This is a genomic window from Streptomyces flavochromogenes (assembly GCF_000717595.1).
GTDB classification, from domain to species: domain Bacteria; phylum Actinomycetota; class Actinomycetes; order Streptomycetales; family Streptomycetaceae; genus Streptomyces; species Streptomyces flavochromogenes.
Genome location: NZ_JNZO01000010.1, coordinates 15,796 through 34,818 on the forward strand (window position 1 = coordinate 15,796; position 19,023 = coordinate 34,818).

General features: G+C 69.2%; 19 protein-coding genes and 2 pseudogenes. 5 read left to right on the top strand and 16 right to left on the bottom strand.

Going from position 1 to position 19,023, the window contains the following annotated elements:
• Positions 1-29: 29 nt before the first annotated feature.
• The 6 genes and pseudogenes from IF00_RS48000 to IF00_RS0113280 form a co-directional block, all read right to left on the bottom strand.
• Positions 30-266 (bottom strand): annotated as a pseudogene (locus IF00_RS48000) (transposase); the annotation flags it as partial.
• Entirely contained in the window at positions 260-787 is a 528-nt protein-coding gene (locus IF00_RS0113255; protein ID WP_245234511.1) for an SUKH-4 family immunity protein, read from the bottom strand. The pseudogene IF00_RS48000 and the gene IF00_RS0113255, both read right to left, overlap by 7 nt.
• Positions 788-936: 149 nt before the next feature.
• On the bottom strand, positions 937-1,407 hold the full coding sequence (locus IF00_RS0113260; RefSeq protein WP_245234512.1) for an SMI1/KNR4 family protein: 471 nt from the start codon (positions 1,405-1,407) through the stop codon (positions 937-939).
• Between the two features lie 267 nt (positions 1,408-1,674).
• Entirely contained in the window at positions 1,675-2,115 is a 441-nt protein-coding gene (locus IF00_RS0113265; protein WP_030317665.1) for a DUF6086 family protein, read from the bottom strand.
• A gap of 1,200 nt (positions 2,116-3,315) precedes the next feature.
• Complete coding sequence (locus IF00_RS0113275; protein WP_030317667.1) at positions 3,316-3,885, bottom strand: TIGR03086 family metal-binding protein; 570 nt, start codon at positions 3,883-3,885, stop codon at positions 3,316-3,318.
• A gap of 647 nt (positions 3,886-4,532) precedes the next feature.
• Complete coding sequence (locus IF00_RS0113280; RefSeq protein ID WP_030317669.1) at positions 4,533-4,970, bottom strand: cupin domain-containing protein; 438 nt, start codon at positions 4,968-4,970, stop codon at positions 4,533-4,535.
• A 740-nt stretch (positions 4,971-5,710) separates the two neighbouring features.
• On the opposite strand from IF00_RS0113280, the gene IF00_RS46895 reads away from it, so the two are divergent.
• Positions 5,711-5,908 carry a hypothetical protein gene (locus tag IF00_RS46895; protein WP_245234513.1) on the top strand — a complete coding sequence of 66 codons (198 nt, stop codon included), beginning with the start codon at positions 5,711-5,713 and terminating at the stop codon, positions 5,906-5,908.
• A gap of 366 nt (positions 5,909-6,274) precedes the next feature.
• Positions 6,275-8,194 (top strand): hypothetical protein, encoded by a 1,920-nt coding sequence (locus tag IF00_RS0113290; protein WP_030317672.1) that lies wholly within the window; start codon positions 6,275-6,277, stop codon positions 8,192-8,194.
• A gap of 152 nt (positions 8,195-8,346) precedes the next feature.
• Here the strand turns inward: IF00_RS0113290 and IF00_RS0113295 are convergent, their stop codons facing one another.
• From IF00_RS0113295 to IF00_RS0113310, 5 genes are all read right to left on the bottom strand, one after another.
• Positions 8,347-8,655 carry a hypothetical protein gene (locus IF00_RS0113295; protein ID WP_030317674.1) on the bottom strand — a complete coding sequence of 103 codons (309 nt, stop codon included), beginning with the start codon at positions 8,653-8,655 and terminating at the stop codon, positions 8,347-8,349.
• 106 nt (positions 8,656-8,761) lie between these two features.
• Positions 8,762-8,929 carry a hypothetical protein gene (locus IF00_RS45610; protein WP_158710455.1) on the bottom strand — a complete coding sequence of 56 codons (168 nt, stop codon included), beginning with the start codon at positions 8,927-8,929 and terminating at the stop codon, positions 8,762-8,764.
• 197 nt (positions 8,930-9,126) lie between these two features.
• On the bottom strand, positions 9,127-9,351 hold the full coding sequence (locus IF00_RS45615) for a hypothetical protein (RefSeq protein WP_209439754.1): 225 nt from the start codon (positions 9,349-9,351) through the stop codon (positions 9,127-9,129).
• 4 nt (positions 9,352-9,355) lie between these two features.
• Positions 9,356-9,514, bottom strand: coding sequence for a hypothetical protein (locus IF00_RS45620; protein WP_158710457.1), 159 nt, complete (start codon positions 9,512-9,514; stop codon positions 9,356-9,358).
• Positions 9,515-10,063: 549 nt separating this feature from the next.
• On the bottom strand, positions 10,064-11,101 hold the full coding sequence (locus IF00_RS0113310) for a PI-PLC domain-containing protein (RefSeq protein ID WP_158710458.1): 1,038 nt from the start codon (positions 11,099-11,101) through the stop codon (positions 10,064-10,066).
• A 719-nt stretch (positions 11,102-11,820) separates the two neighbouring features.
• Between IF00_RS0113310 and IF00_RS43650 the strand changes: the two genes are divergently transcribed.
• Entirely contained in the window at positions 11,821-12,144 is a 324-nt protein-coding gene (locus IF00_RS43650) for an MDR/zinc-dependent alcohol dehydrogenase-like family protein (RefSeq protein ID WP_245234523.1), read from the top strand.
• A gap of 446 nt (positions 12,145-12,590) precedes the next feature.
• Here the strand turns inward: IF00_RS43650 and IF00_RS0113320 are convergent, their stop codons facing one another.
• Positions 12,591-13,457 (bottom strand): TIGR01458 family HAD-type hydrolase, encoded by an 867-nt coding sequence (locus IF00_RS0113320; protein ID WP_078944665.1) that lies wholly within the window; start codon positions 13,455-13,457, stop codon positions 12,591-12,593.
• 209 nt (positions 13,458-13,666) lie between these two features.
• Between IF00_RS0113320 and IF00_RS0113325 the strand changes: the two genes are divergently transcribed.
• Entirely contained in the window at positions 13,667-14,098 is a 432-nt protein-coding gene (locus IF00_RS0113325) for a VOC family protein (RefSeq protein ID WP_030317681.1), read from the top strand.
• Positions 14,099-14,174: 76 nt separating this feature from the next.
• On the opposite strand, the pseudogene IF00_RS43655 reads toward IF00_RS0113325, so the two are convergent.
• From IF00_RS43655 to IF00_RS0113340, 4 genes and pseudogenes are all read right to left on the bottom strand, one after another.
• Positions 14,175-14,680 (bottom strand): annotated as a pseudogene (locus IF00_RS43655) (transposase); the annotation flags it as partial.
• 132 nt (positions 14,681-14,812) lie between these two features.
• Positions 14,813-15,379 carry a DUF4291 domain-containing protein gene (locus IF00_RS0113330; RefSeq protein ID WP_030317683.1) on the bottom strand — a complete coding sequence of 189 codons (567 nt, stop codon included), beginning with the start codon at positions 15,377-15,379 and terminating at the stop codon, positions 14,813-14,815.
• Positions 15,380-15,665: 286 nt separating this feature from the next.
• The gene (locus IF00_RS0113335; protein ID WP_030317685.1) at positions 15,666-16,550 is read right to left on the bottom strand and encodes a hypothetical protein; all 885 of its coding nucleotides are present in this window, start codon (positions 16,548-16,550) and stop codon (positions 15,666-15,668) included.
• 239 nt (positions 16,551-16,789) lie between these two features.
• Positions 16,790-17,314, bottom strand: coding sequence for a hypothetical protein (locus IF00_RS0113340; protein WP_051820217.1), 525 nt, complete (start codon positions 17,312-17,314; stop codon positions 16,790-16,792).
• Between the two features lie 229 nt (positions 17,315-17,543).
• On the opposite strand from IF00_RS0113340, the gene IF00_RS0113345 reads away from it, so the two are divergent.
• On the top strand, positions 17,544-18,530 hold the full coding sequence (locus tag IF00_RS0113345; RefSeq protein WP_209439755.1) for a hypothetical protein: 987 nt from the start codon (positions 17,544-17,546) through the stop codon (positions 18,528-18,530).
• Positions 18,531-19,023: the final 493 nt, after the last annotated feature.

Genomic DNA, 19,023 nt, shown 5'->3' on the forward strand with positions numbered 1-19,023 from the left:
AGTGATCATCGTGCACTGAATGGCAGAGGAGCGAGGATCCGTTCCCCATGGCCGTCGACGGCCCACCTGATCAGCCGTGGGCGAGCCGTCTGGAACGATCAGAGCTCTTCCGGCACGTCACGCCAGGGCAAGCACGTGCGGTACCTCCACGCGATGGCCTCACGGGTGCGGCGGTGGTCGGCCCACCGTCGGCCGCGGACCTGATCTGCGCGCGCTCCGCTCTGCGCCGACCCGGTCGATGCCGTTCCGATCGGGGGCTCTACCAGATGCCGTGCTCGAGCTCTTCGAGGGAGAGGATCCACTGGGAGTCCTCGCTTTCGAACGGGGTGGGGTCGAAGGCTTCGACGACTTCGCGGAACCGGGCGGCCAGTACCCCGGGGTCGACGTCGTCTTCGTGGTCGTTCTCGAGTCTCCGGAGTTCGACGAGGGCGAAGACGAGCGACTCGATGTCGCGGTGGAGCTCGATGCAGCCGACTGCGCCTTCGGGGAAGGCGTAGATCTTGCCGGACTTCGGGTCCAGTGCGAGCAGCGAGGTGAACAGGTATCCCAGACTCCACCATGAGCGGCTCTCGAGGGGGCACCGCATGCCGTAGTGGTCGAAGCGGCTGCCGAGTGTGATCGCGTCGACGTCCGGACCGTAAGGGTCTTCGATGTCCAGGCGAGAGGTGAACACCTCGGAGGTCGGGAGCCCGACGGTGCTCAGGAAGCCGGCGGTGCGTGCGTCCAGGCCGGCGATGCGACTGTGCGGGAAGTAGGTGACGCCATGCAGTCCGTAGGCATTGGTCACGCTCTGAGGGGTTACGGTGAGGTTCACTTCCAGCATCTGGCGCTCCGGAACGGAAGGCGGCATGGGTACCGCGCGGTGAAAGCAGTACGAATGGACACCGGTCGTTCCGTACGACCGTGGCCCCCGCAGTAACTCGCCTTTCTGGCTGCTCAGTCCTGATTGATCGTCTGCAGCGCTTCGTCCCAGACATTGCCTCCGTCTGCCCAGGTCCAGAGCCAGTGGCGCAGCGACGACGTCGCGTAACGCAGGCCGTCGTGAGGTTCCTGTCCCCACTCCGGCACCCAGCCGTCGGCGTCGTAGAGCAGCACCGGGTGGTCGACCGCCATCAGCGAGACGTACCACTCCATGCTGCAGCCACCGCCTGTCAGAAAGAACCACGACCGCGGCGGTGCCCAACCGGGGCGCTGGTCATGGATGGTCAGCGCGCAGTGCCAGTCCGTCAGGGTTCCGGGCGGCCGATGGCCGTCTGTCAACGACGCCAGGCCTCCCTCTGGTCCGAATCCTCCGTCACCGATCTCGGTGTAGATGCGCCGCAGCAGGTCGGGGAGGCGATACCCGATCTTCTGCTCCGCGCGCTCCAGCTCGGACAGGGCAAGCGGGGGAAACGGCCCCGTCGGCATGGCAGTGGGGTAGGGGACCACTCCTCCGGCACCCCATGCGAGGGCGTGAAGTCTCTCCAACAGCGCGTCGTCATCTGCGGCAGTGTGGTGGGCAGGAGGGGTCACGCAGCGGGAGTCCAGTGCGAAGCGCTTCCAGCACCGTGGCGGTGGACCTGATTGATCCGTGCCTGTTCTGACGGGCCGATCACTGATGGTCACGCGCCGTGCCTGATGGCCGTCTGCGGCGGCGAGGGACTGTGGTCGGTTCGGCGTACGCGGTTGCTCCCGTCAGCGGGGCATGCGCCGTTCGAGTTCCCGTGCCTTCTCGCGCAGGCCCGCAGCCCAGGCTCCGCCGTCTGCCGGGGCGGACATCCCGGTGACGTTGGAAACCTGCACGTCTTCGAACGGGGCTTCAGGGGTGGCTCTGTGCTGTGCCCAGTCCACCGTGATCCCTGCGCGTTCAGCAAGAACCAGCACTGTGGCAGTGAACCCATCGGAAAGCGCGAGCCAGATGGCGTGGCTCGTTCTTCTGTGCTCTGCCAGGAGGGCGTTGACGAAGGTCTCGAAGGTGTCGGGGCTGATCTGGCACTCGTCGTTCTCCATCGGGCTTATGCCCGAGGGGAGTTCCAGCTCCGCCTCGAAGACCGCCACTTGGCGCTGGAACATACGAGAAGCTCCATTGGACGGGTTCCAAAGGGTCTCTTCGCCTAGGTCGAAGTACTGGCTCATCGCGGCGCCTTTCAGCTGGTCAGGACAGGCCAGCGTATCCAGTCGGAAGGTCGCCGTCGTCTGGGTTGTCTCCTGGCCGGACGCCGCTGGCGGATGAGGGTCGCGGCGAGGGTGACAACGGCGACGACGTGTTCAGGGTTGCGTTCGTAGCGGCGGTGCAGTCCGCGACAGTCGGCCGGCCAGGAGACACGGCTCTCTCGGCTACCCACGGTCACCGTTCCCTACGCCGCCTCCGCCTCGCGGGCGCTCACCCCCGTCGGCGGCACCACTCGCCGCGACAGCACCCATCACTCGTCCGTCACCATCCGCTCAACCGGATCCGTCAAGTGCGGTTCAACGACTCGGTGCCGACCGTGCCTGCTGCGCATGTGCTGAGCTTCTTCGATTGCGTGTACGTGAGCGGCATCTTTGAGCGAAGAATCGTGCAGAACAGCTGTTACGCGGTCGGGTCACGCGGTTGGCGGAGTGCGATGGTCGGGCGCGGCGGTTGCGCGCCTCGGTGTGGAAGGGCTTGTGGTTGATCGCTGAACGGGTGGGTGTAGCCGTCAGAGATTGTCAGGGTCACGTCTGTCGCGTATGCGTGTCAGATGCAGCCGATAGTTACGGAAATGTCCGTATCCGGTAACTGGTCGAGGTCGGCATTTCGGCGGGGTCGGCGGGGCGGCAGAGTTCGGGTCCTCGGCCCAGCACCGGACCGGGACCCGCACCCGCTCTCGCCAGCCGCAACCGGCTGGTGGAGCACTGTTCTTGAGGAGACATCACCCATGTCTGCTTCTTCGACCGCCCGCCGTATCGCCGCGACCGTCCTCGCGGCCGGCGCCATGGTTTCCCTCGTCGCCCTGCCGGCCTCCGCCCACGACGGCGACCGTCACCGGACGCCGAAGGTGGAGATCAGCCGTGTCCAGGCCGACAGCCCCGGACGCGACAACCGCACCGTGCGGTCGCTGAACGCCGAGTGGGTCGAGATCACCAACAACACCCGCCACGCGATCAACCTCTTCCGCCCTGTCCACAGCGGAAGCCGGGGCACCGGCATGTGGCCCGTGGCCAGGCCGGCGGCGTGCGGGCTCGGGCTCGCAGAACCGATGACTACTCAGAACCACCGAGGCGGACCATCCGAGGCATGCGGTCCGAGGTGGCGACCATGTGGCAGGCGGGGCCGGCCTGGTGCCCCTTCGGTGGGCCGGTGTGTGGCGGGCCTCAGGGCGTACGGCCGCTCGTCGCGAGGGCTCGGGTGAAGGCGGGGGCGTCGGCGCCCACCGGGGTGGCTGCGGCGAAACCCTCGTATGCGCGGTACGTCTCGGCGTAGCGCTCGACGACGTCGAGGAGGTAGGCGCCCGTGTCCTCGGGCAGTGTGAAGTCCTGGCCCGTTGCGCGGGCCAGGTCCCAGCCGTGCAGGGCGAGTTCGGCGACGAGCATGGCGGCGATCTCGCCGGCGGGCAACGCGCTGCCGCCGCCGAGGTCGATGTCACCGTTCCACGCCTCGGGCTTCGCCCAGGCGGCCAGCGCCCGGTCGAGCTGAGCGTCGTACCGCTCGGGCCAGTCGGCTTCGGCGGTGAAGTCGCGCATGACCAGCTCATCGGGGAGCCGGGTGCGCAAGGCGCGGTGTTCGAGGCCGTGTCCGGTGTAGAGGACGACGTGGTTGGCGAGTTCTCGGACGGTCCAGCCCGTGCAGCCGGACGGTCCGGCGAGCTGCTCCGGGCTGATGCCACGGGTGACCCGGACGACTTCGACGGCGCAGCTGGCGAGGTGTGCGTGGATCTCGTTCATGCCGCCCACGCTAGGCACCTGGTTGGTGTCGGTCTTGAACTTTCCCGACACACCATCGGCGGTACCGAGCGTCCGTGTTCCGGATGAGCGCGGCATGTTCCCCAAGGCAATGTCCGGGCAGGTGGGTCCTTCCGGACCGGTGGCCGAGACATCCTCGACGTCTGTCGGCAGCGCCGTCGTTGGGCAGTCCGCTTCGGTGTGTTGCGTCCGCGGGGCGTGGGGGAGGTGCCGCCGACGGTGCGGCAGTGTGGAGAGAGTGGGCGTCACCGTCGTGCCACTGAGACCCCCGCCGCGGGCGAAAGCCCTGTGGACGGCGCGGATTACTCGGTCGGTCTGGAGTACACGGTCGGCGGGGGGCAGCGGCCCGCTGCGAACGAGCTCGGCGGCGGTGACGGCCGTGATGACACCGAGGGCGCAGGCCATGCCCAAGCGCGACGAACGAGACCCTGCCGTTGCCTCCGCGCCAGGGCGACGGCAGGCCGGCGGCCACGGCCTGAGGCCGTGAGGTCATCCCCTACAGCATCGTGATGATGGCCCACAGGCCCTGGACGAGGCGGCCGGACTCGGCGAGGTCCGCTTCGCGGACACCCTCAGCGCGGGTGCCCGGACCGGCCGCAGCTCGCCCGTTCTGCTTATTCCGCCCCTGATCAGGCGCAGGAACAGCAGTAGCAGTAACACATCAGCGCGCCGTAACGGCCGACCTCGAACGAGTACTCCGTGCCCGCCGGGATGTACATCCAGTCCCCGGCCGTGAGTTCGTAACCGTTGTAGACGATCGACCCACCTGCGATGAACCGGATGCCGGCACCGTCGTTGTGCGAGTGCGGGGACGCGTGCGCACCCGGCTCGGCAACCGTGATGTAGAGCTGGGACTCGCAGGCCATGTACACCGGAAGCTGCCACTTGCGGAATCCCGGCGGGACGTTGTCGACTTCGAGAAGCTTGATCGCCTTCTCGACGCCCTCGTCCCTTGACGTGATGATGCGGCCCTCGGCCTTGAGTCCGCTCTCGCGGACAGCGTTCTTGATCCGTTCCACTCCCTGCTCGAACGTGAGCCGGTTGGGATCGAAGGTCTGCTGTGCCATGGACTTCTCCTTCTGCGCGACGGGCACGGGACCATCCCGTGCGTCTGGTCGAAGGAGTGAGTTCCCCGTCCGCTCAGGGGCCCACGGCAGCCAGGGAGGTTTCACTGCGACAGCCGCATCGAGGTAACCGTGTGGCGCAGGCGAGTTCCTGGATCCGGGAGAAGGTCCTCGGCGCCGGTTCCCGGTCCGAAGGCCCCACTCCGACCTTCCCCGGGGGCCGGATCAGAACGTGACGAGGCGCGTCTGCCAGCAGCCCTTGCACGTGGCGTCGCCCACGAGAGCGCGACTGCGCAAAGGCCGCACCGGCATGGCCGGCCACTTCCGTGCCCGTGAGTACGTCGCCCGTCGGACTGCCGTCGGTCGGACGTTCCTGGACAGTCCCTGCGGCCCGTGCCAAGATCCCCGTATGACGCTCACCCGAAAGGCCGATGCCGCGTAAGCGGCCAGGCGCGCTCCGCGCGCAGAACACAACACCCGGTCAGGCGCGCCGCGCAGTCGGCCTCTGGAGCCACACTCCCTCCTCCATCCCTCGACCGGCTCATACCGGCGGGCTCTCCAGCCGGACGGTTTCCGCGATCCGCCGGGAAGAGTTCCGCCACCTGGACAAAGACCTGCTACCTGGTGACACCGAGGTGGCACTGCGGTGTTACCGATCCTTTCTGGCCCGTCCGGGCCGCTACCTGTACCTGACCGCAACCGCATGCGGCTGCTACGAGTGCGGCATCAAGGAAGACGTGGCCATGGCGCGGGACCTCCTGGAGCTGGTCCTGGCCCGGCTTCCTCGGCGCGCACGCTCTGAACTGGCACTCGTGGTAGCGAAGTTGGACGCGGAGTTGGACCGCAGAACCCTGCCCGACCCGCTCGCCCACCGCCGGCCATGGAGCCCAGGGGAAGAGTGGTGGCACTGGAGGCTCTATGACGACTCCAGCCACCTCTAGTAACTGCCGCGCCGTCGAAGGCGCGCCTCGCCGCGACCCACGGAGGCGCGACCCGCGTACGACACCAACACCTGCAGCACAGAGGACCGTTGGACGGCGCAGACCGCAGACCGCAGACCGCAGACCGCAGACCGCAGACCGCAGACCGCAGACCGCAGACCGCAGACCGCGGCCTGCCGGTGGGCTCGGCCGACGCAGGAGTCCACCGAGACGGCCCAGCCGATGCGGCCATCGGCGGAGGTGCAGCAGGGGCACGGCGACGTGTGAGCGGTCGTCTCGGCCGAAGCGGAGACGAGCGGTCGGGCCGGAGCGGAGACAATCAGTCGGGCCTTGTCCCCACGCGAGCCCGCGGGGGACCATGACCGCGTGCAACACCGAGAAAAGCTCCACGAACTGCTCCTACGCGCCGGACTCACGGATGTCGAGGACGTGTGCCCGGGCAGTCTGTTCCCGCCGGAGGCCGGCTGGCGGATCGCACGGGGGATCGCGGCGCCGGACGGCGCGGTCCGGGATGCGCTCGACGCCGCATGGTGGCGCCGCCTCGCAGATGCCGACGGCGAGTTCCTGGTGGCGGTCGCCGGACACCGGATCGGCGGCAACGACTCCTGGTGGAGCCGGGTCCGTTACGCCGGCGCCGGTGTCCCGGGGCTGACCGGCGACCCCGGATTCGTGGCCCTCTCCCTCGACGGCCAGGTGCTGCTGGCGGAGGTGCCCGGCGCGGACGGGCCCCGGGTCACGGCCCTCGACCGACTGCCGGAGCGGCTGGAGGAAGCCGCCGCGGCCGCCGGGTGCGAGACGGAGGCCGAGCGCGCAGAGGTGTGGGCAGCGGTGCCGGGCCGGCCGGAATGGCCGCTGCACTGGGCGGAGGGGATCGGGTCCAATCCGGCCGCGCCGGACGAGCTGCTGATCCGACTGCTGGATGTGGAGGTGGGCTTCCTGCACGCCTGTGCCCGGCCTGCCGTACTCGACGCCGCCTTGGCGCATCCCGATCCGCAGGTGCGCTCGAGCCCCGCGGACACCTTCCGGCCCAAGCTCACGCCCGACCAGTGGGTACGCCTGGTCCGTGCCGAGCCGTCGTCGAGCCGGCGCGTGCTCTGGGCCGAGCGTGCCTGCGCCTGGGGCGTCGAACTCCCCGCGGACCTGTACGACGACCTCCTCGCCGGCCCGTCCCGTGCTCAGGCTGTCGCACTCCCGGCTCTCCCCGCACATCACCTCCCCAGCCTCGCGGTCGACGCCGACCCCCGGGTGCGGGTGACTGCCTGCACCCGCTGGGAAGACCTCGCCGCGCCGCTGAGGGCGCTGCTGCTTGCCGACACCGACGACGCGGTGCGTACGGCGGCGCTGCTCGCCCACCACGCCACCGTCCCCATGCCACGCGAGATCTTCGCCGCGCTGCCCCAGCCCCAGCGGGCGCTCGAACAGTGCCGTCTCTCGCCCGAGCTGGAGGCGGAGCTGGTCCGAGACGGGGACGCGGAGGCACGCCGAGCACTGGCTGCCAACCCGGCGCTCACCGCCCACGGCGTCGCCGTCCTGTCGGAGGACCCGTACGACGACATACGCTCGGCGGTGGCGCTGCGTCCCGACCTCGACGAGGAGCAGCGTGCCGCGGTGCGCTACGACTTCGACCCGACGACGATGTCGCACGTTCTCCCCTGGGTCGAGGGCCTGCACGGAGACGCCGGTGCGATGCGCCGCCTCGCCGCATCGTCCCATCCGCTCATCCGCCGAAGCGTGGCCCGTGCCCGGCGTCTTCCACGGGACGTCGTGGAGCGACTGGCCCGGGACGACGACCGGACGGTCCGCCTGTTCCTCGCCGAGTCGTGCGACGATGCCCCGGCCGAGATGCTGCTGGAGGTCTGGCGCTGGTGGGACGGCAGTTTCACTCACCCCGACCGCCCCCGCAGCCACCCCAACTTCCCCCGTACGGGGCTGCTGCGCTACGCCGGCGACCCCACCGGGCGGATGCGCCGCCTGGCCCTGGACGATGCGCAGTCCACGCCTGCCGACGTCGCGCGCCTCGCCCGCGATCCGGAAGCCGAGGTGCGCCGCCGCGCGGCCGAGGACCCCCGGCTGTCACCGGCCGACGCGGTGCGGCTGCTGAACGACCCGGCGGCCCACGTCCGCAGGACCGCGATGCGCAATTCGCGGTTGCCGGCCCGCGTCCTCGCCGGGCTGCTGCACGACCGCGACACGGCATCCGCGGCGGTCACCAATCCGGCGATCCCGGTCCCCGTCCTGCACCGCATCCTGGCCGCGGCCGCGGCGGCCGTGGCAGCCCGGCGCTGAACACCGCCCGGCGCCGGGCGGCCGTGGCGCTCCGACCCTGCACTCCGGTACACCCCGCCCGGGCGGCTGTCCGGTCCCGGGTGTGGGCCGTCACCCACACCCGGGACCGGACAGCGGTACGTGGAAGGCACCACGCCGATGAACCGGTGGGCTCAGTAGCGGACGAGCAGACGCAGATACGTCGCCCAGAGCGAGTACGGGACGCAGGCGTAGTTGAGGGCCGCACCGGACCTCACGTAGTAGATGCCGTAGACGTGGCAGCTCACGATGTTCGTCCTGGCGGCCCAGATCCACCGGTATCGGGCGGCGGTCGGTGTCGTCGTGAGGCCGGCCGTGGTGCTCGTGACCGTGACCGCGGTGGTGGACGTGGGCGGCGCGGCCTGGGCGGCGCCGCCGAATCCGAGGGTCACCGCGACGGTGAGGGCGGCGGTGGTGGCAGCGGCGCGGAGGGTGTTTCTCATGGGAATCCTCTCGTGGACACGTTCCTGGACGTGCAGCCGGTTCGCGGAGGGTCACCGGATGGGTCGGCATGGGTCGCGGGCGGCCGGTGTGTGACGGCGCCGGTGCCTACCAGGTGGGGCCGGAGTGCGGCTGTTCCGCGCGCCGGCGGGCCTCCTCCTCGGCGATACGGGCCTGGCGGTCGGCCTCCTGCCGGGCCTGGAACTCGGCGTGCTCGCGCTCGGCGCGCTGTCGGCACTCCTCGATGAAGCGGATCTCGTCGTCGCTGAGGGGCATGAGGTTCTCTCCTGTCTGCGGTTCTCGCGCTGGGATCGTCGTGGTCGATTCGCGCGGCCCGGGTCCGCTGTTCTGCGCGGGGCGCTGTTTGTGCGCCACGGCCCCCCGAGTGGGCCGGGTGGGGCTCGTCGACCCCGCCCCGCACCACGAGTCTTGGCTGGTGGGCGGTTGTTGCGCAGCCCCGTTCCGGCGGTGAATCAATCCTGTCCGCGGGCCCGGACGACGCGAGTGCGCCGTGTCGGGCGGGCTCGGCTGCTGTGGCTCTGGCCACTGCCATGACACCCCGTCAGGGCCGAACCGGCGGGGTCGTCGCTGCCGTCGTTCCACTCCGCGGTGAGGACCGCGCGCACGTTCAGCGTCCGCACGATCCGTCCCGTAGCGCCGAGATAGCCGATGAGACCCGCGCGGGTGTCCACACGCACGTTGTTAGGGCTTCTCCTGAGGAAGGGGGACGTTCAGTACGGGATTGCCGTCGTACTCGTCGAACAGATCTGGTGCGTCGGGAGACCGGCGGACGTTGCGCCACAGCAGAAGCCTGTCGTTGGTCAGACCGGCCAGGAACGCCGAATCCGGACTGAAGGACACCTCGGTGAGGCCGCTCTGGAAGAGCGGTCCAGGCGGGCCCCGGTGACGGTGTCGATCCGTTCCACTTCCTTCTCTCTGAGCACGGAGAGGGTTCTTCCGGCCGGGCTGAACCGCAGGGTGCCGGGACGGCAGGAAGGGTCGCGCTGCACCTCGGTCGGGATGCCGAAGACCGCACGATGATCGGCGCACCCCTGCCCGCGGCGGGCGACCGGGTTCGCGCCCTGGCCGTATCGCCGGACGGCCGCTCCTTGTACGCCCAGGGAGCACACACCCCCCTTCGTACCCACGCGCTCGACCCAGAACGGCTCGTGACCGACCTGTGCACCCGCTTCGGACCACTCACGCCCGATGAGTGGAGGACCTATGTCCCGGACGTGCCGTACCGGTCGATCTGCTGAGGAGCTGTCGGTAGTGCCGTTCCGTCGTGGCTGGGCCGATGAGGACTTCGTCGCTGACCCTCTCGGCCGTGCGGCCGGGTGGCGTGGGAGGAAAGGCGGCCCGCCCCCGTACGGCGGGAGGGGCGGGCCCCGGGGACGTGCCTGCGGCGTCTCAGTTGCGGGCGTTCAGCTCGGCGACGATCGAGGCCGGCGAGTGGCCGCTGCTGTCGGATGTCCGGTGGAAGTCGACCGAGACGAAGTTCGGGTCGCGGCCGCCGGCCGCCGGGCGGCATTGCTGGTTGACGCGGTCCCGCAGTTTGGCCCCGTTGTCGAGAGCGGCGTTGATGACCGTGGGCACGTTCCGGTGGTGGCTCATGGTGAAGAGCCTGCGGAAGCCCGGCTCCTGACGGTCCAGCGGTACGTCGGACCACCGGCTGACGCAGGAGACGTCGTTGCCGAGGTCGCCGAGGCTCCAGAAGTTGCTGACGGTCCAGGCCCTGTCGTACATGACACCCAGGTGCTCGCGGTCAGCCGCGTCGCTGAAGATCAGCAGGCGCTTCCCGGAGCCGACGAGGTCGGTCATCCTCGGCCACCCCTGCTGGCGTACGTTCCACGCGTCGGGCCGGAAGAGCAGCTGGTCGAGGCCGCCCACCCGACCGAGCGAGTTCCCCAGCTGCTGGGCGCTGACATAGTCCTCCAGGAAGATGGTCACCACCTCCTGGGGATTCGCCGCGAGGAAGTCCACCACGGTCTGCATGCTGCTCTGGAAGGACTGCCGGGGCAGCGCGTACGTGACACCGGCGAAGGTCTTGCACTCGCCGTGACAGAGGTAGACGTCGCTCGGGTAGCAGTCGCTGCCGAAGCTGATGACGCAGAGCCACGTGCTGCGCTCGTACCAGTGGGTGTCCAGGCTGAGGCCGCGCACGCCGTTGTCGAGCTGGTGGCGTATGGACTCGGACTGGGAAACCGAACTCCACCGGGAGTCCTCGTAGTTGGTGAACGCGTTGTGGGCGCCGAGGAAGGACACCTGGTCGAGTCGCCGGTCGCCCCAGCGCGCCTGGGCCTGGGCCACGGCGGACCCGTTCGCCGTCGCCGCGGGGGCCGCGACGGCTCGGTCGGGCGCGGGCGGTGCGGCACTGGCCAGGGCCGGTGCCCCGAGAAGGCTCAGCAGAAGAAGGAGGACGAAGGAGAACCGGACGGGTCTCCTCAAGGACGCGGTCCCGACCGGGCGAGGTCCGAACCGCGGGGCCACGCTGAGGCGGGCACTCCGAGATGACATGTTCATGGTCGGCATGGAGGGGAGCGTAGCGCGCATGCATGCGATTTAGACCTGTTTGGGTGGTTATGTTTGATATGGCGCGGTCTTCCGCTCCGTCGCCGTCATCAACGAGCGGAGCACTGGGGCCGCCGGCCCTTCGGGGAGCCGCCCACCCCGCCTCTGGCGGTCCGGCACTACTGACCTACCGGTCAGTCATGGGCATGGTGTACCCCCTTGCATCGACGGGCGCAAGACTCCGCACACACCCTGCGCCGGGCCGGGCCGACCACGGCGTCCTGAAGGGGCTCGCGCAGTAGGTGGGGGTCTGGTCTGCTTCAGGCGGCGGACGTCTGACGGTCAGGGCCGACGGTTCCGCAGAACTGGAGCGGGTGATGGAGCCGGGGCCACGCTGTGGGCAGTCTGCCGGGAGGACGTGCAAGGCCGACCTTTCCCTCTCGATCCCGGACGAGACCGGCAGCGTGGGGTTCCTCGCGCACGACCCCGAGCCGTCATGCACACGCGGCGCCACACACCAGGGCTGACCGCATCGGTGGCCCCATGGCCAGGACCGGGGGACGCACCCGTGATCGCCCGGCACGAGCCGTTCAAGCCAGGTCCGTCACGGAATCTCCGGCGCACCTGCCGGACTGCCGACCCCGGCCGACCTCACCCTGGCTCAGGCGCCCGTTCCCAAGCTCGTAGGCGGCCAAGTGCCAGTCCGACAAGACCCCTTCCTCGTCTTTCCGGGCTTGCGCACTCTCATCGGAGGCGAGACCCGTGATGTGCCGCTGCCGCCGCTGCGCCCCGGCGACTCCTTGTTCGGGCCCGCGATCGGCGAGGTGGTCGACAGCCCGCTGAAGAGGGGCCAGCTGGTTCTGCACCTTCAGGGCTGGCGGGAGTACGCGACGCCCGCCGCCGCGCGCAGGCCGTTGGAGGGCCTCCTGCCGAACTCGTGGCCCACCTGGCCCAGAGCTCCGCAGCCTCCGGTGCGGTGACCTCCCTGGCCGAGGCGCGAGGGGGAGGCGCCGTGTTCGTGACGGGCACCGCAGGCGCTGTGGACGGCCGCCGTCCATGCCGCGAATCGGGGCGTCCGGAGGACTCCGCCGTCGCGCCCACCGTCTGGACCTCCTTGTCCAGGACTCGGCGGGAGCCTGTGGCAGTCGCCCAGGCGAGGCCGACCGCGTCGTGGCCGAGCGCCTGGCAACCCTGGACGCCGAGATCGCACGCCTCACACACCTACGGCAGAACCTCGCCGCAGCGACGGGTGGGCCGGAGGGTGAGAGGGAGCGTGGCGGGAGCGCCGAACGGCAGCGTCGACGCGATTTCGTGAGCAGACGACATCCTGGCGACGCCGAGTGTCCCTGCCACTCGGCACGGCTGTGAGTGACCGGCTTGGACGACCCGAGTGGGCCGTCCCGGGGCGCACGGGCTTGCCGGTGCGCTAGGTTTCTGGCGAGCCGCCGGGCCCGGAGCTGGGACCGGAGTGGGGACCAGATTTGGATCCGGAACCGGCGTCGGAACCGGAGTCGGAACCGGTGTGGAGAAGGGCCGGCAGGTCGGCGAAGGAGCCGAGGACGTGGTCGGGGGTTCCAGAGGCGGCTCGGTGTGCCTCGGGTGTGTACTTGCCCGTCTTCACCAGGACGCCGGTGATGCCTGACTGTTGGGCTGCCAGCACGTCCGACTCGATGTCGTCGCCGATCATCAGCGCTTCGGCTGCGTCGACGCCCAGGTGGGCGAGGGCGCTTGCGAAGAACGCCTGCGCCGGCTTCCCTGTCACCTCCGCCTCTGTGCGGGAGGCCTTCTCAAGGCCGTCGAGGAAGGCTCCGGTGTCGAGGTCGAGACCGCCCTCGGTACGCCAGTACAGATTGCGGTGCATGGACACGAGCCGGGCACCGCGCTGCAGTTGCCGGAAGACGTGGTTCAGAGACTCGTAGCCGAACGCGGGGCCCGCGCCGCCGAGCACGACCACGTCAGCGTCCCCCTCGTCGATCAGCGTGACTCCGGGCAGGTCGTCGCGGACGTCACCGCTGTTGAGGAGGAGACAGCGGGCGCCCGGGAAGTGCTCGCGCAGGTAGGCCGCCGTCGCGGCCGGGGCGGTCAGGATGTCCTCGGCACCGACAGGGAAGCCCAGGGCGGCCAGGCGCGCGGCGATGGCGGCGCGGGTACGAGAGGTGTTGTTGGTGACCAGGGCGAGGCGGAGGCCGGCGGCACGTAGCTGTTTCATGGCCGCGACCGTCCCCGGCAGTGGTTTCCAGGAGACGGTGAGGACGCCGTCGATGTCGATCAGGACCGCACGGATTCGCTCCATGGAACCGACGGTAGCCCCGGAAGCGACGCTGGACGGGCGGCGCGCCCAGGCGCCCTGGAGCTGCGGGAGTGACGGTGTGCCGCCCGGGGCCGTCGTCGGGCGCGCCGGCAGCGTCACCGGGACCGGCCGAAGCGGTGAGGGCCTGCTCCCGGCAACGTGTGGATCCACCCGCCCGGGGAGGTGAGCGGGGCCCCTGTTATCGTGCGCCGATGTCAACGATCAAGCAGTTCCAAGTGACCTTCGACTGCGCGGAACCTGCGCGCCTCGCCGCTTTCTGGTGCGAGGTGCTGGGGTACGTCGTACCGACAGTCCCGGAGGGTTTTGGCACGTGGGAGGAGTACCACCACTCGCTGCCGCCTGAGGACGAGGTCTACTTCGCGTGCGCTGACCCCTCGGGTGTGGGCCCGCGCGTGCTCTTCCAGCGAGTTCCCGAAGGCAAGGTCGTCAAGAACCGGGTGCATCTCGATGTGCGGGTCGGCACAGGGCTCGTGGGGGACGAGCGGCTGGCCACACTCGAGGCCGAATGCGCACGGTTGATGGCGCTCGGCGCGAAACACGTGCTGACGCAGCGCGCCGATGGCGTCAACGAGTCGTGCATCACGATGCAGGACATCGAGGGCAACGAGTTCTGCCTCGCCTGATTCTCCTCCGAGGCTGGGAGGGGGAGCCGTCTCCCGGGGACCTCTCACGTCTCGTATGCGGCAGAAGCTGTTCCGTGAGTGCGAGGTTGTGCAGTCGGGCGATGCCGAGCATGGTGTGTCGGATGCCGTCGCCCCCTAGACGACAGTCGCGGAGGATCTTCCAGGTCTTCCTGCGGGCGAAGACGTGCTCGACGCGGGCCCGGACCTGTTTGCGCGAGCGATTGTGCTCGCGCTTCCAGCCCGGCAACTCTTTGCCTGGGGTGCGGCGGTGGGGGATGAGGGGGCCGGTGCCCGGACAGTCGCCGTCGGCCGTCGTGAGGGTCCTGCCCGCGGCGGCCTTCGTGCCAGAATCCTCCCGTGCCCGGCAGTCGTCGCGATTGCCGGGCACGGCTCACCGACCACAACGACCAGGCGAGTATCCGCGTCAGGGACGACCAGGTGGTTGGTGGCGCAGCGGTGGTTCTCCCGCTGTTCAGCGATGGTGTGGTCCTGGGCCGGCGCCAGGGTGCCGTCGACTACCGGCACGGTGTCCTTGGCGAACCGGCGCCGAGGGTGGAGTGCGATGAGCGGGCCGATGCGGTCAGCCCGGTAAACGGGTTGTCCAGGACGGTTGCGACGCCGTGATCACACGTGCCATGAACTGCTGCCAGGGACCGGTTCATTGATGTCCGACGGCAATCGTTGCGGTGTGGCCGGTTTCGTGGCGGTCGGTGGTCACACCTCTGAGGAAAGTCGGTCAGCCAGTGGTGAGGGCAGTGGGTAGGCACGCTCTGCAGGGAAGAATCGCTGAGCTTTTGCGGCTTGCCCAGTCTGTATCAGGGAAGCAGCCTTGCGGACCTGTGGGGTGAGGTCGGTGAGGCTGACGATCCAGTCGTCGGTGAACGTGCGCATCAGATGGCGGCCGATGCCGACTTGGATGCTGTAGTGGTTCAGCGCTGCTCCGCGCGGTGAGCGCTCCGGGTCCCATTGGACGTGCACGGCCGCCTGGGCCACAGCTGCTGGGTCTGCGGTCGTGAGCACGGCCTGGGACAGGGCCTCCTCCCAGCCCTCGCGCGTGATCCGCACTGCGAGAACGCGCTCCTGACCCGGTTTGCGGGCCCAGTTGCTCCGGTGCATCAGCCACATGAACGACGGCTTGATCCACGTCATCCTGTGGAATGAGAACGGTGCGACGAAGCCGCCTGCCTGCAGCGCCGCGTCGGCGATGCGAGGCGCGTACGCCTGGTAGACCACGATCGTGCGAGCGTCGTAATCGGCACGAATCTGATACTGGGGGGCCATGCGTCGCACCTTGCCATCCGCCCTATGAGCCTTGCGAGCTGTTTTTGTTGGACTGGCCCCGCAGCCGGTTATGAAAGTGCTGGTCGCAAATCTCGGTGAACTTCGGTGGAAGGCCGTCGCGCGAGCCATGCTTCCTGCGGTTGCGCGCATGGTCAGCGTCTCGGGGATGGTGCAACGGATAGCACGTCGCCGCAGGTAGTCGCGGTTCTTGCGGAAGATCCGGGGGCATCGGCTGGGGCCCGGCGGGGGAGGAGCCACGTGGTTCGAATCCGCGATCCCGAGGCCTTCACCACTGGTACATGTACTGGTGCCACGTGCCGTGCCAGCCGGTGCCGTAGTAGGTGCAGGTGTCGGAGTCGAAAAGCACCACGTGACCGCCCCAGTACACGCTCTCGTCGAGCTGGAAGACAGCCCACCATCCGGTGTTCGGTGTCGGCGTGTTGCTCGTGCGGACCGCCTTGGTCTTGAACCAGGACCACATGTTCCGCGCTCGGATGGGCCGGCGGGCGTACGTGTAGCACCGGGCCTTGATGTGCGGGTTGGAAGCGGAGAGTTCCGTGTACCCGGCGCGGATGAACGCGTCCGAGAGGAAATGGGCACAGTTGTTGGCGAAGGCGTCGCCGGCGATGCAACTGTGCGTCCAGTGACTCCCGACGGTGGAGAGAGCCGGGGCCAGCACCCGGGGCTGGGCCGGGGCCACCTGTGCCGTCGGTCCCTCGCTCGCTGCCGCGTAGCGCGGCGCGCCCGGCACGTAGATGGCCGGTGGAGGAGCCATGTGCTCCATCGCTTCGGCGGTCGCAAGTCCGGCCGGCCCGTTCGCCGGCGTGGGGTCTCCGGGCATTCCGGGGCTCGTCGGCGGTGCGATGTTCTCCATCGCGACCATGAAGGCGTCCTGCGGTTCACCGGCGCGCATCCGGCCCAGGCGGAATGCCGTGGCCCCCTCCCGCACATGCACCCTGATCCGGTCCTCACCGAGGGACTCCCGATCCATGATGTCGGACTTGGCGAAGGAATAGACACAGTCGCCGGACTCGACGATCAGGATGTTTCCCGGGATGTTGCCGTCATCTCGACTGTAGCCTTCGAAGGCGACGGTGGAATCGCGTTTCGACGCCCGTTCCATCAGTGAACTGAGGTCGTTCTGTTGACCTTTCATGATGTTCTCGGCCATGTCGTTCGCCTCCTGTGCGCGGGCGTGCGGCCGTCGACATCCCTCCTTCAGCGTGCACCCCGGGCACCGGCTTGCGCCACTTGTGGCGTCGTACGCAGCGCGTCGATCTTCTGGATGGGTTATTCGCCAAGGCCGATGATCGTGCGAGGGCACCCCGCAGGTGCCGCTGCCCGAGGCTTCGCAGATCTGGGCGCCGGCCGACGCATACTCGACGTCGGCGTCTCGCTCAGGCAGCGCCGTCAGATTCCTGTAGGCGGCAGCACCAGAGTCCCGCCCTCGCCCTGCATGGCCTCTTGAACTGCATCCAGATACCCGACGCGGCTGGATGGCACCGAATCATCCTCAGGCCCGGGGCGGGTGTCGTCCCATGCGCGTGCCACGAGGGCTAGGAACAGGGCCTGCGCCGCTTCAGCTACCGGCTGGGGACCTTCCATCTCCACGAGGCCTCGGGCGGTAACAGCGCGGGAGAGCGCCGCGAGGCGATCCGGCGCGTCAAGAGGCCCGTGCGTGCTGGTGAAGTAGAACTCCTCCACCGCTGTGTAGTAGTCGATGTAGACACGGCGGCGATGTTCCAGTGCGTGCACCCGGCGTTGCTCGTCGAGGGTGGCCTGGACGGTCGATATCAATGCCTGCGCCTGCGCCTGGCCGGCGGCCTCGGCCCCCTCGGCTTGCCGGTGTCCCGCCTTCCACGCGAAGAACCCCGTCGTGATGCTGCCCAAGATGGCCGACCCAGCGGCGATCAAGGCGATGCCCCACTCGCTCATGGCGCTGATCTTCCCACCTGCCCCCCGTTCCTGCGGCCCGTTCTGCGCCATTGCGGCCGGACGTGGCTGCCCGTCACCTTCAGCCGCCAGGGCTCGCTGCCCTCGCCTCCGGTGGCTGACCGACAGGTGAGCCGTGCGCCTGGGGTGAGCTTGTAGGCGGGCCGTAGACTCGCGCGCCATGGAAGCGACGTTCGAGCTGGGGACCATCAGTTGTCCGTCCGGCACCCTGGTGCTCATCGACGGCGGTTACCTGGGGCTGTGGAGCGGGGACCGCTCCCCGGCGGACATCGATCCCGTCTCCTTGGGTATCGAGGACCCGGCAGTGGCCGCCGACGTCACGGGCGCCATCGACTTCGTGGTCACCGGGCCGGACGCCGTTGATGCCGTCCGGAGCTTTGACCGTCAGCCGGGCTCCAGGCTCCACGACATCCCGGCCTCGAAGGCCGGCGAATGCGAGGCGGCCTTCGAGGAGCACTGCCGAGCTGCCGGCCGTGACGCCCGGCTGGAGGCCCTGCCGACCAGGGAGGCACATGCCGACAGGGCCCGCCGGACAGCGGCAGAGGGTGGTGGCAGCTTCGGGATGTTCGGGGTGCCCGTCGTCGCCGTAGGTGGCGTGCCCCGAGATCGGCACCTGCCCGTGCTGGCCACACGGGTCGACCGCGGCGACGGTGCCGGGGAACGCTGGTCCGAGATCTCGATCCGTATGAACGAGGGCCAGGCGGTGTCATCGGTTTCGTTGGGTGACATCGGCGTGGACTGGGCACGTGTGCTTTTCGGCGATGTCGACGCGTTGAGCATCTGGCAGCACGACGAGTCGATCGACGGCTTGGCCGACGTGGCGTTCTGGGGTGCCGCGGTGGACGAAGCGGCCGCGGCGTTCGACGCACCCGAACTGGGCGAGCTCGGCGAGGACGGTGTTCGTGGGTGGGCGGGCCTGCCCGTCCCGGAGGCGATGGACAGAGCACACGCTCTGCAGAGATGGAAGGACGAGACCGGTCGACGCATGGCGGTGGACTTCCGCCCGCACTCCCATCACTGGCAGATCATGCGCCAGGTACGTGCTTCGCACGTCGAGGCCGGATCCGTGGAACTCGGTGACGCCCGAGTCCTGTGCGCCATGACGAGCTGGGGCGATGGCTTCTTCCCCGTCCTCGCTGAGCTGGATTCCTCCGGTGTCCTCCTCGCGGTACGAGTGTGCTTCTCCGACGCGCCCTGAACAGCCCGCTCAGAGCACCCGGACGGGTATGTAGCCGCGGTGCTGCGGGGAGCAATTTCCTGGCTCTGGCAGGACTTTCGTAGCAGGGGGTCATCTCGGTGACACGGTCGGCCGGTCCGCGTAGCAGCGGCGGAAGGGCGCGGTCGGAAAGGCATGGTGACGGAGGAGAGGGTCGCCGGGGACGACGGCGCGTCGGGCCACCAGGCGTTCCTGCGGCTTGGCATCGGTGATCCTCTGACCCGGAATCGTCAGGGGCGGCGGGAGTCGGCCCGCTGCGTGCGAGGTCGTCCAGCCAACCCAGGCGGGATGTCGCGTCGCCGTTGTCGAGCCGACTCGCAAGTTCCGCGAAGCACAGCCACAGGATGCCCGTGTGGATGCCGCGTGCTTCCCCACGTGAAGTCGCGGTGACCCTCTCAACGAGACGCTGGAAAAGTGCACTCGCCCCTGCTCCGCAGCACGTCTGGGCACACTGCTAGAACTTCGGTATGGCATA